The sequence below is a fragment of the Pseudomonas orientalis genome (assembly GCF_022807995.1).
Lineage (GTDB): Bacteria > Pseudomonadota > Gammaproteobacteria > Pseudomonadales > Pseudomonadaceae > Aquipseudomonas > Aquipseudomonas orientalis_B.
The window spans coordinates 4,793,445-4,812,151 of the sequence record NZ_CP094351.1; the positions used below are offsets into that span (position 1 = coordinate 4,793,445).

Here is an 18,707-nt window from a genome sequence, read left to right on the forward strand (position 1 = left end):
GAAGAATTTGGGTATAGGAGCGAGCTTGCTCGCGATCATAAAGGGCATACCATAAAAAACCCCGCGCTTCTTGCGAAGGCGGGGCCTTTACTGCTCAGAACACTCAGTGTGCGTAAGTCAGCAACAGCTCTTTCGGTACCTGGAAATCCAGGGACATCATCACGCTGAGCGCGGTGATGGTGAAGATCGAGAACACGAACAGCTTGCGCGCCCAGACGGTGTCATCCACCGCCTTGTAGCCGGTCCAGGCCATGTACAACCAGTACATGCCCATGGCCGCGGCGACGGCGAGGTAGCTCATGCCGGCATAGCCACTGAAGGTCAACATCAAGGTCGCCACAAGGAAGGCCAGGATGTAGAGCAGGATATGTTTCTTGGCCACCTGGATGCCACGCTTGACCGGCAGAACCGGAATCGACGCAGCCAGGTAGTCATTGAAGCGGAAAATCGCGATGGCGTAGGAATGCGGCATCTGCCACAGGCTGAACATCACCAGCAGCACCAGCGCGGCCATGTCGAAGCTATTGGTCACGGCCACATAACCAATCACCGGCGGCATCGCCCCCGACAGACTCCCCACCAGCGTGCCGTGTACCGACTTGCGCTTGAGGTAGAGGCTGTAGAGGCCGACGTAGATGACAAAGCCGATCACGGCAAACAGCGCCGCCAGCGGGTTGGCCACCTTGTACAGCAACACCACGCCCGCAACACCCAGGACGGTCGCGAAGATCAGTGCCAGTTTCAGGGAGATAAGCCCCTGGACCAACACGCGATTCTTGGTGCGCTCCATCTTGATGTCGATGTCACGGTCGATGCAGTTGTTGAACACGCATCCGGAAGCTACCACCAGGGATGTGCCGATCATCGCCGCCAGGAAGATGGCCAGATCGACATGTCCCTTGGAGGCCAGGAAGAAACCGCCCGCCACAGAAAGCACGTTACCGAAAATGATCCCCGGTTTGGTGATTTGGATAAAGTGCTTAAGCGACATCGGGTCTTACCTCACTTCGCCATCATGTAGGTGTGGATGCTGAACATGATCCACAGCGACAGACCAACCAGCAGAACGATCACCAGGCCCGCGAACACGAACGCAATCACGTTCTCGCGCTGCTCTTTGGAACGATCCAGGTGCAGGAAGTACACCAGGTGAACCAGGACCTGAATCACCGCGAACGCCAGGACGATCATCAAGGTGATCGACTTCGGCAGGGTTGGGTACATCACCAGGCCGAACGGGATCAGGGTCAGGATGACCGACAGGATAAAGCCGATGGCGTAAGACTTTACGCTGCCGTGGCTTGAATCGTGGCTGTCATGGGAGTGTGCATTAGCCATTACAGAGTCCCCATCAAGTAAACGACGGTGAATACGCAGATCCAGACCACGTCCAGGAAGTGCCAGAACAGGCTCAGGCAGCTCAGGCGGGTCTTGTTGGTGTTGGTCAGGCCGTGCTTATTGACCTGATACATCATCACCGCCATCCACAGCAGGCCGGCGGATACGTGCAGACCGTGGGTGCCGACCAGCGTGAAGAACGCCGACAGGAAACCGGAACGGTGCGGGCCGTAGCCTTCGGAGATCAGCAGGTGGAACTCGTTGATCTCCATACCGATGAAGCCCAGGCCGAACAGGAAGGTCAGTGCCAACCAGCTCAGGACGCCTTTCTTGTTGCCCTTGTAGAAGGCCAACATGGCGAAGCCGTAGGTGATCGAGCTGAACAACAGCAAGGCGGTTTCGCCGAGCACGTAAGGCAGTTCGAAGATGTCGTGGCCCGACGGGCCACCCGCTACGTTGTTTACCAGTACCGCGTACACCGCGAAGATCGATGCAAACAAGATGCAGTCGGTCATCAGGTAGAGCCAGAAACCGAAGACGGTTATTGGCCCCGAGTCGTGGTGATGGTCATCGTGCCCATGGTCATCGACATGGGCGTGTCCAGCATTGGTCACTAAGTTCGACATGGTTTAAGCCTGTTCCAACGAGGTTTCTACACGGTTGGCCGGAATCTTCTTCTCGGCTACCAGGCGAGCGTGCTGCTCGGCTTCGATGCGTTCGATCGTTTCGACCGGCACCATGTAGCCTTGATCATCACGGGCAGCGTGAATGATGAAGTAACCGATAGTGCCCACCAGGCCCACGATCGCCAGCCACCAGATGTGCCAGATCATCGCGAAACCGAACACGGTCAACAGCGCGCCCATCACCACGCCGGTGGCGGTGTTGTTCGGCATGTGGATCGGCTCGTAGTGCGCAGGTTTCTGGTACGCAGTACCGTCTTCCTTGGCTTCGGTGAACGCATCGATGGTGTTCGCGGTAGGAATCACGGCGAAGTTGTAGAACGGTGGTGGCGACGAGGTCGACCATTCCAGGGTGTGGCCGTTCCATGGGTCGCCGGATTCGCAAGCGTTCTGCTTACGGTCACGCACACTCACGTACAGCTGGATCAGCTGGCAGGCGATGCCCACAGCGATCATCACCGCACCGAACATGGCGACGTACAGGTACGGCACCCACTCAGGGTTGGTGGTGGCGTTCAGACGACGGGTCATACCCATGAAGCCCAGTGCATAGAGCGGCATGAACGCGACGAAGAAGCCCGAGATCCAGAACCAGAATGCAGCCTTGCCCCAGCCTTCGTGCAGCTTGAAGCCGAACGCTTTCGGGAAGTAGAAGCTGAAACCGGCGATGTAGCCGAATACCGCGCCGCCGATGATCACGTTGTGGAAGTGAGCGATCACGAACAGGCTGTTGTGCAGTACGAAGTCAGCACCCGGGATGGCCAGCAGTACGCCGGTCATGCCGCCGATGGCGAAGGTCACCATGAAGCCCAGGGTCCACAGGACCTGGCTGGTCATGCGTAGACGACCGTGGTAGATGGTGAACAGCCAGTTGAACAGCTTCACCCCCGTCGGGATGGAAATCAGCATCGTCGCCAGGCCGAAGAAGGCGTTGACGCTGGCCCCCGAACCCATGGTGAAGAAGTGGTGCAGCCACACCATGAAGCCCAGTACCGAGATGGCGCCCGATGCGTAGACCATCGAGTGGTGACCGAACAGGCGCTTGCCGGTAAAGGTCGAAATCACTTCGGAGAAGATACCGAACGCTGGCAGGATCAGGATGTACACCTCAGGGTGACCCCACGCCCAGAACAGGTTCACGTACATCATTGGATTGCCACCAAGTTCATTGGTGAAAATGTGGAAATCCAGGTAACGGTCAAGCGACAGCAGCGCCATGGTGGCGGCCAGGATCGGGAACGAAGCCACGATCAGGACGTTTGCCCAGGTGCAGGTCCAGGTGAAGATCGGCATGTCCATCAATTTCATGCCAGGGGCGCGCATCTTCAGGACGGTGGCCAGGAAGTTGACCCCCGTCAATGTCGTCCCGAGTCCTGATAACTGTAGCGCCCAGATGTAGTAGTCCACACCCACGCCAGGGCTGTATTGCAGGCCCGACAGCGGCGGATACGCAACCCAACCGGTCTTGGCGAATTCGCCGACGCCCAGGGACACGTTGATCAGCACCACGCCCGATACCAGCAGCCAGAAGCTCAGGGAGTTCAGGAACGGGTAGGCAACGTCACGGGCACCGATCTGCAGCGGCAAGGCAAGGTTCATCAGGCCGGTGAAGAAAGGCATCGCCATGAAGATGATCATGATCACACCGTGGGCGGTGAAGATCTGGTCATAGTGTTCAGGTGGCAGGTAGCCAGGCGAACCCTCGGTGGCCATGGCCAGCTGGGTACGCATCATGATGGCGTCGGCAAAACCACGCAGCAGCATGACCATGGCCACGATGACGTACATGACGCCGATTTTCTTGTGGTCGACCGACGTCAACCACTCGGTCCACAGGTAGGTCCACTTCTTGAAGTACGTGATACCCGCAAACAGTGCCAGACCACCCAGCGCGATCATGGCGATGGTCACCATCACGATCGGCTCGTGGAATGGGACCGCGTCCCAACTTAATTTACCAAACATCGTTTACTCCTCTGCCCCAGCAGTTGAATGCGCGCCTGTGTCAGAACCTTCAACCGCGGCCACTTCTTTCTTCTCGTGCTTGACCGGCTTGCCTGGCTTCATACCTTCGTACTTGTCGACGATTTTCTGAAACAGGTTCGGTTCAAACGCGGAGTACAGCGCGACAGGGTTGTTCTGGCTTGGTTTGGTCAGGGCGTCGTATTCAGCTTGATCAAGCTGTTTAGGTGCGGCCTTGACTTCGGCTACCCAGGCGTCAAATTCTTCCTGGCTCGTCGAGATCGCTTTGAATTTCATGCCGGTGAAGCCAGCGCCGCTGTAGTTGGCGGAGATGCCTTCCATTTCAGCTTTCTGGTTGGCGATCAGGTGCAGCTTGGTCTGCATGCCTGCCATCGCGTAGATCTGGCCGCCCAGGGCCGGGATGAAGAACGAGTTCATCACGGCGTCGGAGGTGATCTTGAAGTTAAGCGGAGTGTGCTCCGGGAACCGGATCTGGTTCACAGTGGCGATACCCAGGTCCGGGTAGATGAACAGCCACTTCCAGTCCAGCGCGACCACTTCGATGTTGATCGGCTTGACGTCCGATTCCAGCGGACGGTACGGGTCCAGTGCGTGGGTGGACTTGTAGGTCACATAACCCAGGGCAATGATGATGAGGATCGGCACCAGCCACACTGCGATTTCGATCTTGGTGGAGTGCGACCACTTCGGCGCGTAGGTGGCGCTGGTGTTGGACGCGCGGTATTTCCAGGCGAAGGCGAAGGTCATGATGATCACAGGGACCACGACCAGCAGCATCAGCAGGGTAGCGGTGATGATCAGGTTTCGTTCATCCAGACCGACCTGTCCTTTTGGGTCGAGCAAGGTCCACTTGCAGCCTCCCAGCATTAACATCATGCCAAGCAGCGGCAAAAAGCCTAGTAATCGGGGGTACCTGTTTTTACTCATCTCACGACCTCTAAAGCAGCTTGCGCAATGCAGTTGGGTTTTGATCGCCAACACTTCACCCTGCCAAGGGTTGGCATTTCTCTTCGATTGAATAAGAGCCTGCCCGTCACGTCATAGCTGTACGTTTCACGGACCTGCGGTGAGTTCTTATTCGATTTCGTGGCTAAAGGCCTTGTTACAGACCAATTCCATTTGGTGCGGATAGTTGAAGGCTGCCGGAACCTGGGGTCGCACAGAGCCTTCCATCTGCTCCTCGACCGCTCCAATGCTCAAATATTGAACAGCACCGGACATTCAGTGCGGGCGATTGTAGTTAGCTAGCGATGTATAAACCATGTCTGATAAAGAAATAATTTTTATCGATTACAGCAATAATCCTTCACCATTCCTGCAAGGGTTCACGATGTTATCGCGTTCAATTCTCAACAAAAACCACAAAAATCGCGTTGTCATTGGGCAGATTGCCACTCCCCTTACACACTGTAAGGGCATGGTAAACGCAGTAAAGTCCCCATAAAACAAGGCATTCGCAGACCCGTCCGGTGCGCGAACTCCACGCGCCTGGCGGTGTCTTTCAAACCACAAACTGACAGCACAGTTTGCACACCGGATGCAAATCCAGGGGCTGGTCCGGCCGGTTTCGAACCGCCTGCGACAACCTCAGTGTGACAACATGTCGCACGCTGCGCTGCGCATTTGTTGCCGCTCGTCACGGCGCTTTCACAAATCCCTGCGAACCAAAACGCCCCGGCCTTCGCTCAAGGAGACCGGGGCGTTTTGTCGAACGGGTTCAGGCTTTGGGATGGCGATTGCGATAGATGCACAGGGGCACCAGGATCACGGTCAGCACGAAGGCGACCAACGCCCATTGCGCCAGGGACAGGCCCAGGATCGGCGGATAAGGCGTGCTGCAGAAGCCGTCGACCTGAAAGCCCAGGGGAAACACTTTGGCCAGCGGCAGATCATCGACGATCGGCTGCAGCACATCGATGCCGCAACTGACTTGAGGGAAAAACTGGGTGTACACGTGGTGACCGGCAGCCGCCACACCACCCACGGCGCTGAGCACCACCAGGCCCTCAAAGAACGTGACCGCGCCTTTGGTGCGCATCGCGGCCCCGATGAACGCAAAGAGCGCGATCAGCAGCAAGGCGTAGCGTTGCAGGATGCACAGCGGGCATGGCGCTTCGCCCAGCACCACTTGCATGTACAACGCGCCGCCGATCAGCGCCAGGCAGATGATGCCCAGCAACACCAGAAAGCGCCGCTCCCTGCCCAAACGCATTTCGTCACTCATCTCCGGTTTCCTTTGTTTGTGCCTGATGGCAACAAGTTTACACACAGGCAGTGGTTAAAACAGAGAAGGGTTAACACCGGATTAATCAGGAAAAATGGAGAGCAGATGTGGGAGGGGGCTTGCCCCTTCCCACATTGGGTCACCGTTGCTGCGAAGAACTTATTCCAACGCCGCAGCGGGGCCGAAGAACTCGTAGCGACTTTGTTTCTCGGGCACACCCAGCGCCTTCAGGTGCTGCTTGATCGCGGCCATGAAGCCTTTAGGCCCCAGGAAATACGCATCAATATCGCGCTGCTCGGGCAACCACGCCGCCAGTTGCTCCTGGCTCAGCAGGCCGATCTTGTCCGCCGCCGGGCTCACGCCGTCATCCTCGGCATAACAGTAGAAGTGCTTGAGCTGCGGATGCTTGGCCGCCAGGGCGTCCACCCAGTCACGGAACGCATGCACCCCGCCATTGCGCGCGCAGTGGATAAAGTGCACCGGACGCTCGGTGGCCAGGGCTGCTTCGAGCATCGGCAGGGTTGGCGTAATGCCCACCCCGCCGCTGATCAGCACCAGCGGCTTGTCGCTGGCGGCCAGGGTGAACTCGCCCGCGGGCGGGAACAGGTCAATGGTCGCGCCGACGTGCAGTTGGTCATGCAGGTAATTGGAGACCCGCCCACCGGCTTCGCGCTTGACGCTGATGCGGTACAGGCCGGCATCGCTCAGGGCCGACAGGGAGTAGTTGCGACGCACCTCCTCGCCATCGAGCACCAGCTTCATGCCGATGTATTGGCCGGGGGCAGCGTTGAGGATCGGGCCGTTGTCCACCGGGGCAAAGTAGAACGAGATGATCTCGGCGCTCTCCTCCACACGCTTGACCAGCACGAACGGCCGCGCACCGCGCCAGCCACCGGGCGCCTGGGCTTTCTCGTCGTAGATAGCCGCTTCGGCGCCGATCAGTATGTCCGCCAACTGGCCATACGCCGCGCCCCAGGCGCTCATTACTTCAGGGGTGGCTATCTCATTGCCCAGCACCTCGGAAATAGCCCGCAGCAGGCAGGCACCGACGATCGGGTAGTGTTCCGGCAGTATCTGCAAGGCCACATGCTTGTTGATGATCCTGGCCACCAGGTCGCCCAGTTGGTCCAGCTGGTCGATATGCCGTGCGTACATCAGCACGCCATTGGCCAGGGCACGAGGCTGGTCGCCGCTGGCCTGGTGGGCCTGGTTGAACAGGGGGCGAACTTCAGGGTATTCGGACAGCATCATGCGGTAGAAATGGGTAATCAGCGCCTCGCCGCCACTTTCCAGCAGGGGCACGGTGGATTTGACGATGGCACGGTCTTGGGCACTCAGCATGGGAGACTCCTGGGTCTTTTAACGAATGCCTCTGGTTACTCAGTAATCGTGCCAACTTATAAAGTCTTTATTTTCAGAAGGTTAGAATCACTGTAGTCAGTATGACCTCTGACAGCTTATAGTCATAAGGACTACAAGGAGTCACTATGACTGCACAACCGCTGCTCACCACTCTGCTGCCTTTGGTCGCCGACCTGTCACGGGAACTGCCCGAAGGCGAGCGCTATCGACGGCTGCTGCACGCCATGCGCGCCCTGCTGCCGTGCGACGCCGCCGCACTGCTGCGCCTGGATGGCGAATGGCTGGTGCCGCTGGCCGTGGATGGGCTGAGCGCCGATACCTTGGGCCGACGCTTCAAAATCAGCGAACACCCGCGCTTTGAGGTGTTGCTGAGCAACCCCGGCCCTACCCGCTTCGACAGCGACAGCCCATTGCCCGACCCTTACGACGGTCTGGTGGACGGCCTGCATGGACACCTGGAAGTACACGACTGCATGGGCTGCCCGTTGTTTATCGACGACCGGCCCTGGGGCCTGCTGACCCTGGATGCCCTCGACATCGAGCGCTTTGAACGGGTCGAACTCGACGCCCTGCAAGCCTTTGCCAGCCTTGCCGCCGCCACCGTCAACGTCGCCGAGCGCATTGAACGCCTGGCGTTGCGCGCCGAAGACGAGCACCAGCGTGCCGAGATCTACCGTCAGGCCAGCGGCCAGCAGCACAAGGAAATGATCGGCCAGAGCAAAGCACACAAGCATCTGGTGGACGAGATCAAACTGGTGGGCGGCAGTGACCTGACCGTGCTGATCACCGGTGAAACCGGGGTCGGCAAGGAGCTGGTGGCCCAGGCGATCCACGCCGCTTCGGCGCGGGCCGACAAACCGCTGATCAGCCTCAACTGCGCTGCGCTGCCCGAGACGCTGGTGGAAAGCGAGCTGTTCGGTCATGTGCGCGGCGCCTTCACCGGCGCGCTGAATGAACGCCGGGGCAAATTCGAGTTGGCCAATGGCGGCACCTTGTTCCTGGATGAAGTGGGCGAGCTGTCGCTGACCGTGCAGGCCAAACTGCTGCGCGTACTGCAGAGCGGCCAGTTGCAGCGCCTGGGTTCGGACAAGGAGCATCAGGTGAATGTGCGCCTGATTGCCGCCACCAATCGTGACCTGGCTGAGGAAGTGCGCACTGGCCGCTACCGCGCCGACTTCTACCACCGCTTGAGCGTCTACCCGCTGAAAGTGCCTGCGCTACGTGAACGCGGGCGCGATGTGCTGCTGCTGGCCGGGTTCTTTCTGGAGCACAACCGCTCACGCATGGGCCTGGGCAGTCTGCGCCTGACCAGCGATGCCCAGGCCGCACTGCTGGCCTACGACTGGCCGGGCAATGTGCGCGAGTTGGAACACTTGATCGGACGCAGCGCGCTCAAAGCCTTGGGCCACTGCCGCGAGCGGCCGAAGATTCTCAGCCTGAGCGCCGCGGACCTGGACCTGCCGAATGTCGGCGCAGCGGCCGTCGACGCACCGCTCGCCACCGCCCCCGAAGTCACCGGCGACCTGCGCCAGGCCACCGAGCACTTCCAGCGCCAGGTCATCAGCGCCTGCCTGGAACGCCATCAACACAACTGGGCCGGCGCCGCCCGCGAACTGGGCCTGGACCGCGCCAACCTCGGCCGCATGGCCAGGCGCCTTGGACTGAAATAGGCAGGTCACCTGGTATCCAATGTGGGAGGGGGCTTGCCCCCGATAGCAGTGTGTCAGTCAATGCATGTGTCAACTGCAAGGCCGCTATCGGGGGCAAGCCCCCTCCCACCTTAGACCTGCTTTGCATTGAAAATCGGGGTGGCAGGCCGGGGTTTGCGAAACACCAGCACATTGCCCAGCATGACCAGCACCAACCCCACCAGCGCCGGGGCCGTCCACTGATAGCCCTCGGCAAATGCCGATACGTTCAACGCCACCACCGGGAACAAGACCGTGCAGTACGCCGCCTTCTCCGGTCCCATGCGGCCGACCAGGGTGAGGTATGCGGTAAACCCGATGACCGACCCCGGGATCACCAGGTACCACAGCGCGCCGATATACCGTGCGCTCCACTCCATCTCGAACGCAATACCGCGCACTGCGCAATAGGCCGCCAGCATCGCCGCGCCATAGGCCATGCCCCAGGCGTTGGTGGTCAACGGCTTGAGCCCGGCTTTCTGTTGCAGGCTCGACAGCATATTGCCCGCCGAGAAACACAGGGTTCCCAGCAGCGCCAAGGCAAGGCCGAGCAAGGTCTGCGGGCTGGCGGTATGCCCGACCACTTCCGGCCAGAACATGAACCCCAGGCCCAGCAATCCAAGCGCACCGCCCATCACCACATTGCGGGCGACCCGCTGACCGAAAAACACCCGGGCATTCAGCGCATTCCACAAGGTCGCCGTGGAAAACACCACCGCCACCAGCCCGCTGGGGATCCACTGGCTGGCGGTGAGAAAACACATGAAGTTGACGCAAAACAGGCACAGGCCCTGGGCCAGGCAGATCAGATGCCCGCGCCGGTTCATCACTTGCAGCCGGCGACTGAGCAGCAACAGCACAAACAGCACCAGCGCCGCCAGGCCGAAGCGATAAACGATCGATACGGGAATCGCCACCACGCCCAACTGCCATTTGAGCGCAATCCAGGTGGTGCCCCAGATCAGCACCGTGAGTAAATACAGGGAAAGGTTCATGGTGGGCTCCGATAAGTGAGCCCCAGTGTCGCTGTTACCGCGTGCCGTTCTCTTGCACATTCTTGCGCTTTTGTCGGAAGCGGGGATCACAGCGCCATGACGGCGGGGTAGGATGCCAAACGTCGGAGAACACAGCATGCCAGCACTTCAATCCCTGCAAGTCTTTCAAGCCCTCAACCGCTCCCCCAACGCACGCCTGCACGCCTGCGCCGAGCTCGGTGACGGCTTGTCTGCGGCGCTCTGGAGCAATCACCACGACGCCCAGGATTACCAGGCGCCCAGCCACCACACCTTGTCGTGCTACATCGGCGGCGGCACCGGCACCTTTCGCCGTGACCAGCCGGGCATCAAGGGCGGTCCCGACAAACTGTGCATCCTGCCGGCCGAGCATCAATCGGCGTGGGTGATCAATGGCCAGATTCGCCTGGCCCATGTGTATTTCAGCCCCGAACAATTTGCCCTCGGCTGCGTCACCCTGCTCGACCGCGAACCCCGTGAACTGCAATTGCGCGAAGGCACCTTCCTCGAAGACGCCCGCCTGGCCGGGCGCTTTCACCAGTTGATCGCCCTCAACTGGCACGAGCCCGGCGAGCGCCTGCTGACCAGCAGCCTGGCCCATGAAATGCTCAGTCACACCCTGCTCAGCCAGGTCGGCGTCCGCGAGGGGCTGCGGGTCAAAGGTGGGCTGGCCGCGCACCAGCGACGGCGGTTGGTGGAGTACATCGACCAGCACCTGCAGGACGCCATCAGCCTCGGCCAACTGGCCGGTCTGTGCGCATTGTCGGAGTACCATTTCGCACGTATGTTCCGCCAAAGCTTCGGCCTGCCGCCCCACCAGTACCTGCTGGCGCGCCGGCTGGCTCGCGCGCAGAGCCTGCTGCGCGGCAGCGCCCTGGCCGTGGGGGAGATCGCCTTGAGGTGCGGCTTCTCCAGCGCCAGTCATTTCAACCAGCGCTTTCGCCAGGCCATGGGGGCGGCGCCCGGGGATTATCGCCAGGCCTTTCGCGCCTAGCCCATCAAGCCCAGCGTCTTGGCCTTGGCCACTGCCTGGGTGCGCCGCTCCACCCCGAGTTTGCTGTGGATACGCCGCGCATGGGTCTTGACGGTGTGCAGGGAGATATACAGGCGGTCGGCAATTTCCAGGTTGGAATTGCCCAGGGCGATCAACTGCAATACTTCCAGTTCGCGCTGGCTCAGCGGGTTTTGCGTGACGCCGACGGGCGACGCTTGCGGTTCGAGCCCCAGCTCACTCAATAACCCCGGTGCGCGTAGACGCAATTCGCGAACCGCCTGCTGTACCTGGCAACGCGCCGCCAATGCCAGGCCGGCCTGCAAGGCCAGTCGCGCCCGGGCCGGCTCTCCCAGGCGCCAGGCCACCTCGCCCAGCACCAAGTGCAGTTCGGTTTCCAGGCACAGCATGCCGCGTTGACGGGTTCTGTCGAGCAACGCGCCGAGCCGCTCAAGCGGATGTTCGGCGCAGCCCAGCCTGACCTCGGCCAGCACCAGCAGGTACTCAAGACGCGGGATCAATTCCAGCGTAGCCGGCGGCGCCTGCTTGGCGCAGGGCCCCTGAAAGTGACGCAGCACGCGGCGCACCGCTTCCATCGTCAATTCCGCGCGCCCCTGCTGCAGCCAGAAATGCCCGCTGACCAACAACAGCACCGCGCGGTACACCAGCACGGGGACGTGGCGTTGCTGCATCAGCCGCTCGGCCTCGCGCAGCTGGATAAACGCCTGGGCGTAATCACCGCGATTGGCCGCCAGCAACGCCAGCCCGAGAAATCCGTAGAGCACCCGCTTGTCCTGGCTGTGCAGGCAGATGTTCATACCGGCCTCGAAACAGTCGCCCGCCAACGCGTCCTGCCCTTGACGCAACGCCAGATGCCCGCGTCGCAGGGCGATACGCCCCATCAGTGGCCCTGCCTGCAAGCGCTGCTCGACCAGCATCGCCTGCACACCTTCCAACAGGCTTTGCGCCCGGTAAGGCGCGCCGCGCTGTTCCAGCAATTGGGCGTGATCCAGCTCCAGCAACGCCTCCAGTACCAGCGAACCGTGGGCGCGGGCCAGGCACAGCGCTTCACGGTTCAGGGTCTGGGCGACGTCCAGTTCACCGCGCAGCAGGGCTTGCTGGGTCAGGCCCGACAGGCACATCAGGCGCGATGTCCAGGCACTTTCGGGCAAGGCTTGCAGCGCCTCCAGAAAATGCACGCGGGAACCCTCGGCATCGCCGCTCAGGTGCAGCAGCCAGCCGGCTTGCGCCTGCCAGCGCGCCACCAGATGACACTGCGCCGCCGCCGTGGGTCGCGGCGCGAATCGAGCCATCTGGTCGATGCACACCGCCGCCTGCTCGAAGCGTCCGGCAAACAGCAGTGCGGCCGTGACCAGCCCGACCAATTGTGCTGAGCCCAGCATCAATTCATCACCATGCTGCTCATGCAGGCGCAACAGCAACACGGCATTTTGCCCGCGAAACAAGTCTTCGAAACTGAAGTGCTGCAACAGGCTCACCGCCGCTTCGTACTCCTGCGCCAGCAGCGCCTGCTCGAAGGCAGCCTGCCAGTCCTGCTCGGCGCTGAACCACTGGCAAGCGCGCCGGTGCCAGGCGCGCTTGCCCGGCCAGGGTTCGTCGCGCAGCAAGCGCGCCAAAGGTGCAAATATCTGCAGCCAATCGGTGTTGCCTTCCCAGGGATGGATAAACGCCCCGAGCGCTTGAAGCTCGCGCAGGTACTGAGCCCCGTCACCAGCGCCGAACAGGTGTTCACACAGCCCCGTGTTGAAGCGCGGCAGGTTGGCCAGCACCCGCCAGGCGTCGGCCAGCTCCGCCGGCAAGCTGTTGAACACTTCGTGTTGCAGATAATCGAGCACGGTTTTCTCAGGATGGCCGTCATTGAGCAGCGCAATACGCACACCGGCACACCACCCGGCGCTGAATTGCATGACGCTCTCGACGTTCTGTCCGGGGCCGAGCAGCGCCTGGATTTCCGTAGCGTTGAAGGCCAGTTCAGTGCTGCCGCATTCCAGCAATTCGTCATCGAGCAACAGCCGCGGCCAATTGCACGATGGCCGGCGCCGCGCGCCCAGCCACCAGGTCAGCGCCGGGCTGCTGGCGGCGAGCAAGCGGTCCAGCAAAGCGTCCAGCTCGGGAGCAGGCATGCGGCAGAAATCATCCAGGCACAGCCACGCCGGGTGCTGCCAACGCCCCAAGTCCAGCAATAACGTTGCTTCATCGCTATAAGGCAGGCCAAGGCTGTGCGCCAGGCGCCGGGAGAAATCGACAGGACATGCCACGCCGCCATTGAGCGCCAGCCAATACACCTGGCATCCAGGCGGGGCCTGAAGTGCACACTCGGCAAGCAGCGCACTCTTGCCGCTGCCGCCCGGCGCGCACAACAACTTCACACGCGCTGGCGCCGCGAGCAAAGGGGCGGCCAGACGTGGGCGCAGCATATGGTGAGCGGACAGCCGAGGCATGAATCCAGGACGGTCCAGGCAGCGTGTCAGGGCGGTCATTGCTGCATCCTGCTTTTTTATTGTGATGCAACCCTAGACCTGTCGTGGGCGGTTGTTGAAGAAGTATTCAGCGGGGTGATTAAGGACCATGCACAAAACCCGATATGTATGCAGACCAATGTGGGAGGGGCGGTGCGACGATTCGACTTGCCCCCGAAGACGTCGGCCCAGCCAACATTGATGTTGGTTGACCCACCGCAATCGGGGGCAAGTCGAATCGTCGCACCGCCCCTCCCACAGGGTATCTGCGCTTAATCAGGGCTTGCTCCCCCCCACAGATTGATTACATTTGAGTCGAGGATCAGCGCACGCCCTCCGACCTGAGCGCCGCCGGGGTGTAATCCGCTGCCTTGGCCGCAAAGCCGAACACGAAGCTGCTCTTCTCCTCGTTCTTCATGCCCAGCGCGAGGTAGCGCCCGGCGATCAGGTCGTACAGGGTTTCCACGGTGTAGGCCGGCACCTGGTGGTCGTAATAGAACTGCGCATGGCCTTCGGCGACGCGCCACAGTTGGCCGCGACCGTCGTAGTGGTCCACCAGGGCGACCTGCCAGCTGTCTTCGTCGATGTACATGTGGCGCTTGGCGTAGATGTGCCGCTCGCTCGGCTTGACGGTGCCGATCACTTCCCAGACGCGATGCAGCTCATAGCGCGTCAGGTCCTGGTTGATATGCCCGGCCTTGATGATGTCGTCGTACTTGAGGGTGGGCGAATCGAGCTTGTAGCTGTTGTAAGGGATGTACAGTTCCTTCTTGCCCACCAGCTTCCAGTCATAGCGGTCGGGCGCGCCGGAGAACATGTCGAAGTTGTCGGTGGTGCGCAGGCCGTCGGAGGCGGTGCCCGGACCGTCATACGACACCTGCGGCGCCCGCCGCACACGGCGCTGGCCGGCGTTGTAGATCCAGGCCAGGCGCGGTTCCTTCACCTGGTCGAGGGTTTCGTGCACCAGCAGCACGTTGCCGGCCAGCCGCGCCGGCGCTGTGACCGACTGCTTGAAATAACTCAGCACGTTGGCCGCCTTGGCCGGGTCGACATCGGGGATGGCCTGGGGTACCGCGACTTCTTCTTCAAAGCGGATCGGCGTGTAGCTGCCGTTGGTCTGGGGCGTGGCCTGGGTGATGATGCGGCGCAGGTTGCCGCCGTGGTAGCGGGTGATGTGGTTCCACAACACCTCCACGCCATTTTTCGGGATCGGGAATGCGTAGTAACGGTTACCGGTGAAGTTCTCCAGGCCGTTGCCGTCGTTGATCGCCTTGACGTTCAGTGCGCTGCGCTTGATCGACTCGTAGATATCCGCCGGCAGGTTGACCGTACGGTGGCTCGGGTACACCGGGATCTTGTAGGTCTCGGGGTAGCGCTTGAACATCGCCACCTGGCCGTCGGAGAGCTTGTCCTTGTACTTGTCGACGGTGGCGGCGGTGATCACGAACAGCGGTTTTTCACCGGCGAACGGGTCGGCGAGAAAGCCCTTGCTGTCCACCGCGCCAGCGTTTTTCGGGATACCGCCGGTCCAGGCCGGGATCGAGCCATCGGCGTTGCCGGCTTTTTCGGCGCCGACCGGGGTGAGTGTGGTGCCAAGCTTGGCGGCCTCTTCCGGCGATACCGCGGCCATCACGTGGGCGGCCAACAGACTCAGGGCCAGCACTGCAATTGTCTTACGCATAAGTTCTTGTCCTTCTTTTAGCCAAATCAGAAGTTCACGCCGAAGCTGAGGGCGAGGAAGTCGCGGTCGGTCAGGGTGTTGTAGTCGCCGCCAAAGAAGTCGGTGTAGCTGAGGCTGGCGGTGTAGGTGCTGCGGTAGTCCGCGTCCACGCCGACGCTGATGGCCTTGGCGCCTTTGTTGAAAATCCCGTTGGGACCGTAGCCGGCCACGTCATGGGACCAGGACAGGTTGGGCTTGAGGTTCACCCCGGCAATCGCGTTGTTGTAATCGAGGATCGCCCGCGCACGGTAGCCCCAGGAGGTGGAGGTGACGAAACCGTCGGTGTCGCCCTGGAAACCATAGGCGCCGTACACCGAGTCGCGGCCATAACGCAACCTGGTTTTGTCTTCCAGGCCGGCGACGTGCACCACGGCCGCTTCGCCCACCAGGGTCAGGCGCTCGGCGCCCAGCACCTGGTCGAAGAACTGGGTCATGGTGCTTTGGATCTGGGTGATTTCCTTGCGCCGGTAGCCTTTGTTGTCATCGCCGAAATTGCTGCGGATGGGTGAGGCCAGTTGGCCGGCGATCGGGTTGATCAAGGCCAGGGTCAGGTCGGTGGTATTCAGTTGCACCGGCGCATTGGGTCGATAGCTGATTTCGCCGGTCCACGCCGTGCCGGTGGGCAAGGTGGTGGAGAAGCTGGCGCCGAACAGACGGATGTCCTCGGGGTAATCGAGGTAGTACTGGCCACGGCCGAGCATCGTGCTTTGAGCCAGACCGGCGCCGGAACCCGGCGCAATGGCGTTGGCGGTGTTAATAATGCGCCCGAGGGTGGCCAGGTTGGTGTTGGCCGTCAGGGTGCCGACGGTCGGTGTGCGGCTGTGGTAGTTCATGAAGTACACGCCATATTCAGTGTCATCGCCCAGCCAGCGCAGGGCGGCGCCGAACTGGCCGGAGTCGCGCGCATCGCGGTCACCGGCACGCCGCACGATCACGCCTTCATTGGTCACGCCAAACCCTTGGCCAAAGGCGGCCGCCACCGGCTGCAGTGGCCGGATAGCCGGATTGCCCACCGTGTAGTTATCGGTACAGCCGTCCGCCGCCACGTCGCCACCGAAGAAGGTGCCGCAGTTGTCCAGCACGGTCTGGTCCCATTCCAACTGGTAGAAACCTTCCACGGTCAACTGATTGGTCAGGCTCTGGGAGGCGAACAGCATATTCACCGGGATCAAGCCTTCCTTGATCTCGGCCCCCGGTCGACGGAACGCCGACACGTCGATCGGGTTGATGCTGTTGATGGAGTTGCCGATGAAGGTACTTTCGCCCCAACTGACCACCTGCTTGCCGGCGCGCACGGTACCGGGCAGGTCGCCCAGGGAATAGTTGTGGTAGACGAACGCATCAAGGATCTGCGCACCGCTGGACTTGGCGCCTTCCTTGCGGTTGTGGTCACTGATCGGCTTGAACTCGCGGTCTTCGTCCTTGAGCTCGAAGTCGTACCAATACTTGCCACGCACGAACACACCGGTGTCGCCGTATTTCAGCTCAAGGTCGTGCAGGCCCTTGAAGATCTTGGAGAAGGTTTCGCCCTTCTTGAAGTTCAGCCGCCCGTCATCCCCGGTGGACGCCTGGCCCGTGCCGCCATTGACGGTGCCGACCAGGCTTCTGTCGGCATCCCGCGTGCCCCAGCTCGCACCGACCGACAGCGAGGAATCGAATTGCCCTTCGATCTCGCCAATGTTGAACGAAACAGCCTGTGCCTGGGCACAGCAGCCCACGGCAACCGCAGCGGCCAGCGCCTGTGGCGTGAAGATGGCGCGCATTGTTGTTTTTGTCATGCGTCTTCCCCGGTGAGTGACAGAAGGCCCCACCCTACTGCTGCCCATGAGGAGCGATAAGCGCACCAAGGAGGTATTTGTGTTGTCGCTCGAAAGGATGACAAGCCGCGCTGCCCAAGGCTCGAGCACGGGTCATGGATTGGATGGATGGTGGCTTATCAGAAGAATCGATGGCGGCGCGGCAATTATTGTCGTTTTGGTAACAGTCCTTGTCCTGAACCGCTATTACTCATTCTGTTACAACCGATTATTCTTACCTCGCTCTCAGGGCAAACAGCCCGCTCCCGAGTTGGGGAGAAAAGCTTGAATTCAACGGATTGTGAATATTTTCAGTCTGTTAACCGCGTTCACTGACGTTGATTTATCGCTCCTTGATCCAACGTCTTACTTCGGCCGCTGCCTGTGCAGCGGCCTTTTTTATGCCTCGAATAAAAACGGGGCGTCATCGACGCCCCGTGGGATTCACTATTTTTATGGCAAGGATCAGAGGCTGAATTTCTGCAAGTTGGCCATCATCTCCTTCAATGCCTCGATATTGTCCTTGGGGTGCGCGGCGCCTTCAAAGTCGCATATTTGCTGCCAATGTGCCGCCACGTCATCCGGCGAAAAGCCCGCTTCGGGATCGAAACCCACGCCCAGGCTGCGCTCCCAACGGGTCTTGCCGATCCAGCCGCCGCCCACCTCGAACAGGCCCGAGGTTTCCTGGCAGGCTTCGCTGCCCAGGTACACCACCAACGGGCTGACCAGTTCCGGCTTGAGGCGCTCGAACACCTGCGGCGGGATCAGCCCTTCGGTCATGCGTGTGCCGCCGGTGGGGGCGATCGCGTTGACCAGGATGTTGTTCTTGCGTCCTTCCAGCGCCAGGGTTCGGGTCAAGCCATACAGGCCGAGCTTGGCCATGCCGTAGTTGGACTGGCCGAAGTTGCCGTAGATGCCGGAGGTGGACGCGGTGAAGATCACCCGGCCATAACCCTGCTCGCGCAGATACGGCCAGGCGGCGCGCGTGACTTTGTAGGCGCCTTCGACATGCACCCGGTAAACCAGGTCCCAATCGCTGTCGTCCATTTTGTGGAAGGTCTTGTCGCGCAGGATGCCGGCGTTGTTCACCACCACGTCGATACGGCCGAATGCATCCAGCGCGTTCTGCACGATTTTGTCGCCGTCGGTGACGGAATCATGGTTGGCTTCGGCAGTGCCGCCGGCTTCGCGGATTTCGGCCACTACCCGGTCGGCCGCCGAGGCGTTGGCGCCTTCGCCCTGGGTCGAACCACCGAGGTCATTGACCAGTACCTTGGCCCCGTGCCGGGCGAACAGCAGCGCATGGGCCCGGCCCAATCCGCCGCCGGCACCGGTGACGATCACGACCTTATCCTGCAGCTGCACTGACTGACTCATACCGAACTCCTCTGGCGACAATGGCAATGGCCAGAGTGTCATGCACAGCGCC

General features: G+C 61.0%; 14 protein-coding genes. 2 read left to right on the forward strand and 12 right to left on the reverse strand.

Going from position 1 to position 18,707, the window contains the following annotated elements; all coding sequences use genetic code 11:
- Window positions 1-103: 103 nt before the first annotated feature.
- The 7 genes from cyoE to hmpA form a co-directional block, all read right to left on the reverse strand.
- On the reverse strand, window positions 104-991 hold the full coding sequence (gene cyoE, locus MRY17_RS21390) for a heme o synthase (protein ID WP_003176002.1): 888 nt from the start codon (window positions 989-991) through the stop codon (window positions 104-106).
- 11 nt (window positions 992-1,002) lie between these two features.
- Complete coding sequence (cyoD, locus tag MRY17_RS21395; RefSeq protein WP_003194051.1) at window positions 1,003-1,338, reverse strand: cytochrome o ubiquinol oxidase subunit IV; 336 nt, start codon at window positions 1,336-1,338, stop codon at window positions 1,003-1,005.
- Window positions 1,338-1,964: a cytochrome o ubiquinol oxidase subunit III gene (locus MRY17_RS21400; RefSeq protein ID WP_057723999.1), complete on the reverse strand. Its 627-nt coding sequence runs from the start codon at window positions 1,962-1,964 to the stop codon at window positions 1,338-1,340. The genes cyoD and MRY17_RS21400 overlap by 1 nt, the downstream gene beginning before the upstream one ends.
- Before the next feature lie 3 nt (window positions 1,965-1,967).
- The gene (gene cyoB / locus MRY17_RS21405; RefSeq protein ID WP_104504688.1) at window positions 1,968-3,986 is read right to left on the reverse strand and encodes a cytochrome o ubiquinol oxidase subunit I; all 2,019 of its coding nucleotides are present in this window, start codon (window positions 3,984-3,986) and stop codon (window positions 1,968-1,970) included.
- A 3-nt stretch (window positions 3,987-3,989) separates the two neighbouring features.
- Entirely contained in the window at window positions 3,990-4,931 is a 942-nt protein-coding gene (gene cyoA, locus MRY17_RS21410; RefSeq protein WP_181282357.1) for a ubiquinol oxidase subunit II, read from the reverse strand.
- A 790-nt stretch (window positions 4,932-5,721) separates the two neighbouring features.
- Entirely contained in the window at window positions 5,722-6,228 is a 507-nt protein-coding gene (locus MRY17_RS21415) for a disulfide bond formation protein B (protein ID WP_057724002.1), read from the reverse strand.
- 159 nt (window positions 6,229-6,387) lie between these two features.
- Window positions 6,388-7,569, reverse strand: a complete 1,182-nt coding sequence (hmpA, locus tag MRY17_RS21420) for an NO-inducible flavohemoprotein (RefSeq protein WP_243352817.1) — start codon at window positions 7,567-7,569, stop codon at window positions 6,388-6,390.
- Window positions 7,570-7,715: 146 nt separating this feature from the next.
- On the opposite strand from hmpA, the gene norR reads away from it, so the two are divergent.
- Window positions 7,716-9,260, forward strand: a complete 1,545-nt coding sequence (norR, locus tag MRY17_RS21425; RefSeq protein WP_243352818.1) for a nitric oxide reductase transcriptional regulator NorR — start codon at window positions 7,716-7,718, stop codon at window positions 9,258-9,260.
- A 110-nt stretch (window positions 9,261-9,370) separates the two neighbouring features.
- On the opposite strand, the gene MRY17_RS21430 is transcribed toward norR, so the two are convergent.
- Window positions 9,371-10,273 (reverse strand): DMT family transporter, encoded by a 903-nt coding sequence (locus tag MRY17_RS21430; RefSeq protein WP_181282360.1) that lies wholly within the window; start codon window positions 10,271-10,273, stop codon window positions 9,371-9,373.
- 136 nt (window positions 10,274-10,409) lie between these two features.
- Here MRY17_RS21430 and MRY17_RS21435 point away from each other — a divergent pair, with 136 nt between their 5' ends.
- Window positions 10,410-11,285, forward strand: coding sequence for a helix-turn-helix domain-containing protein (locus tag MRY17_RS21435; RefSeq protein WP_243352819.1), 876 nt, complete (start codon window positions 10,410-10,412; stop codon window positions 11,283-11,285).
- Here MRY17_RS21435 and MRY17_RS21440 read toward each other — a convergent pair.
- The 4 genes from MRY17_RS21440 to MRY17_RS21455 all read right to left on the reverse strand — a co-directional run bounded on the left by MRY17_RS21440 (window position 11,282) and on the right by MRY17_RS21455 (window position 18,655).
- Window positions 11,282-13,783 carry a LuxR C-terminal-related transcriptional regulator gene (locus MRY17_RS21440; protein ID WP_243352820.1) on the reverse strand — a complete coding sequence of 834 codons (2,502 nt, stop codon included), beginning with the start codon at window positions 13,781-13,783 and terminating at the stop codon, window positions 11,282-11,284. The genes MRY17_RS21435 and MRY17_RS21440 overlap by 4 nt on opposite strands.
- 301 nt (window positions 13,784-14,084) lie before the next feature.
- Window positions 14,085-15,443, reverse strand: a complete 1,359-nt coding sequence (locus MRY17_RS21445) for a DUF1329 domain-containing protein (protein ID WP_181282363.1) — start codon at window positions 15,441-15,443, stop codon at window positions 14,085-14,087.
- 26 nt (window positions 15,444-15,469) lie between these two features.
- Window positions 15,470-17,260, reverse strand: coding sequence for a DUF1302 domain-containing protein (locus tag MRY17_RS21450; protein WP_181282364.1), 1,791 nt, complete (start codon window positions 17,258-17,260; stop codon window positions 15,470-15,472).
- 483 nt (window positions 17,261-17,743) lie between these two features.
- Window positions 17,744-18,655, reverse strand: a complete 912-nt coding sequence (locus MRY17_RS21455; protein WP_181282365.1) for an SDR family oxidoreductase — start codon at window positions 18,653-18,655, stop codon at window positions 17,744-17,746.
- Window positions 18,656-18,707 lie beyond the last annotated feature (52 nt).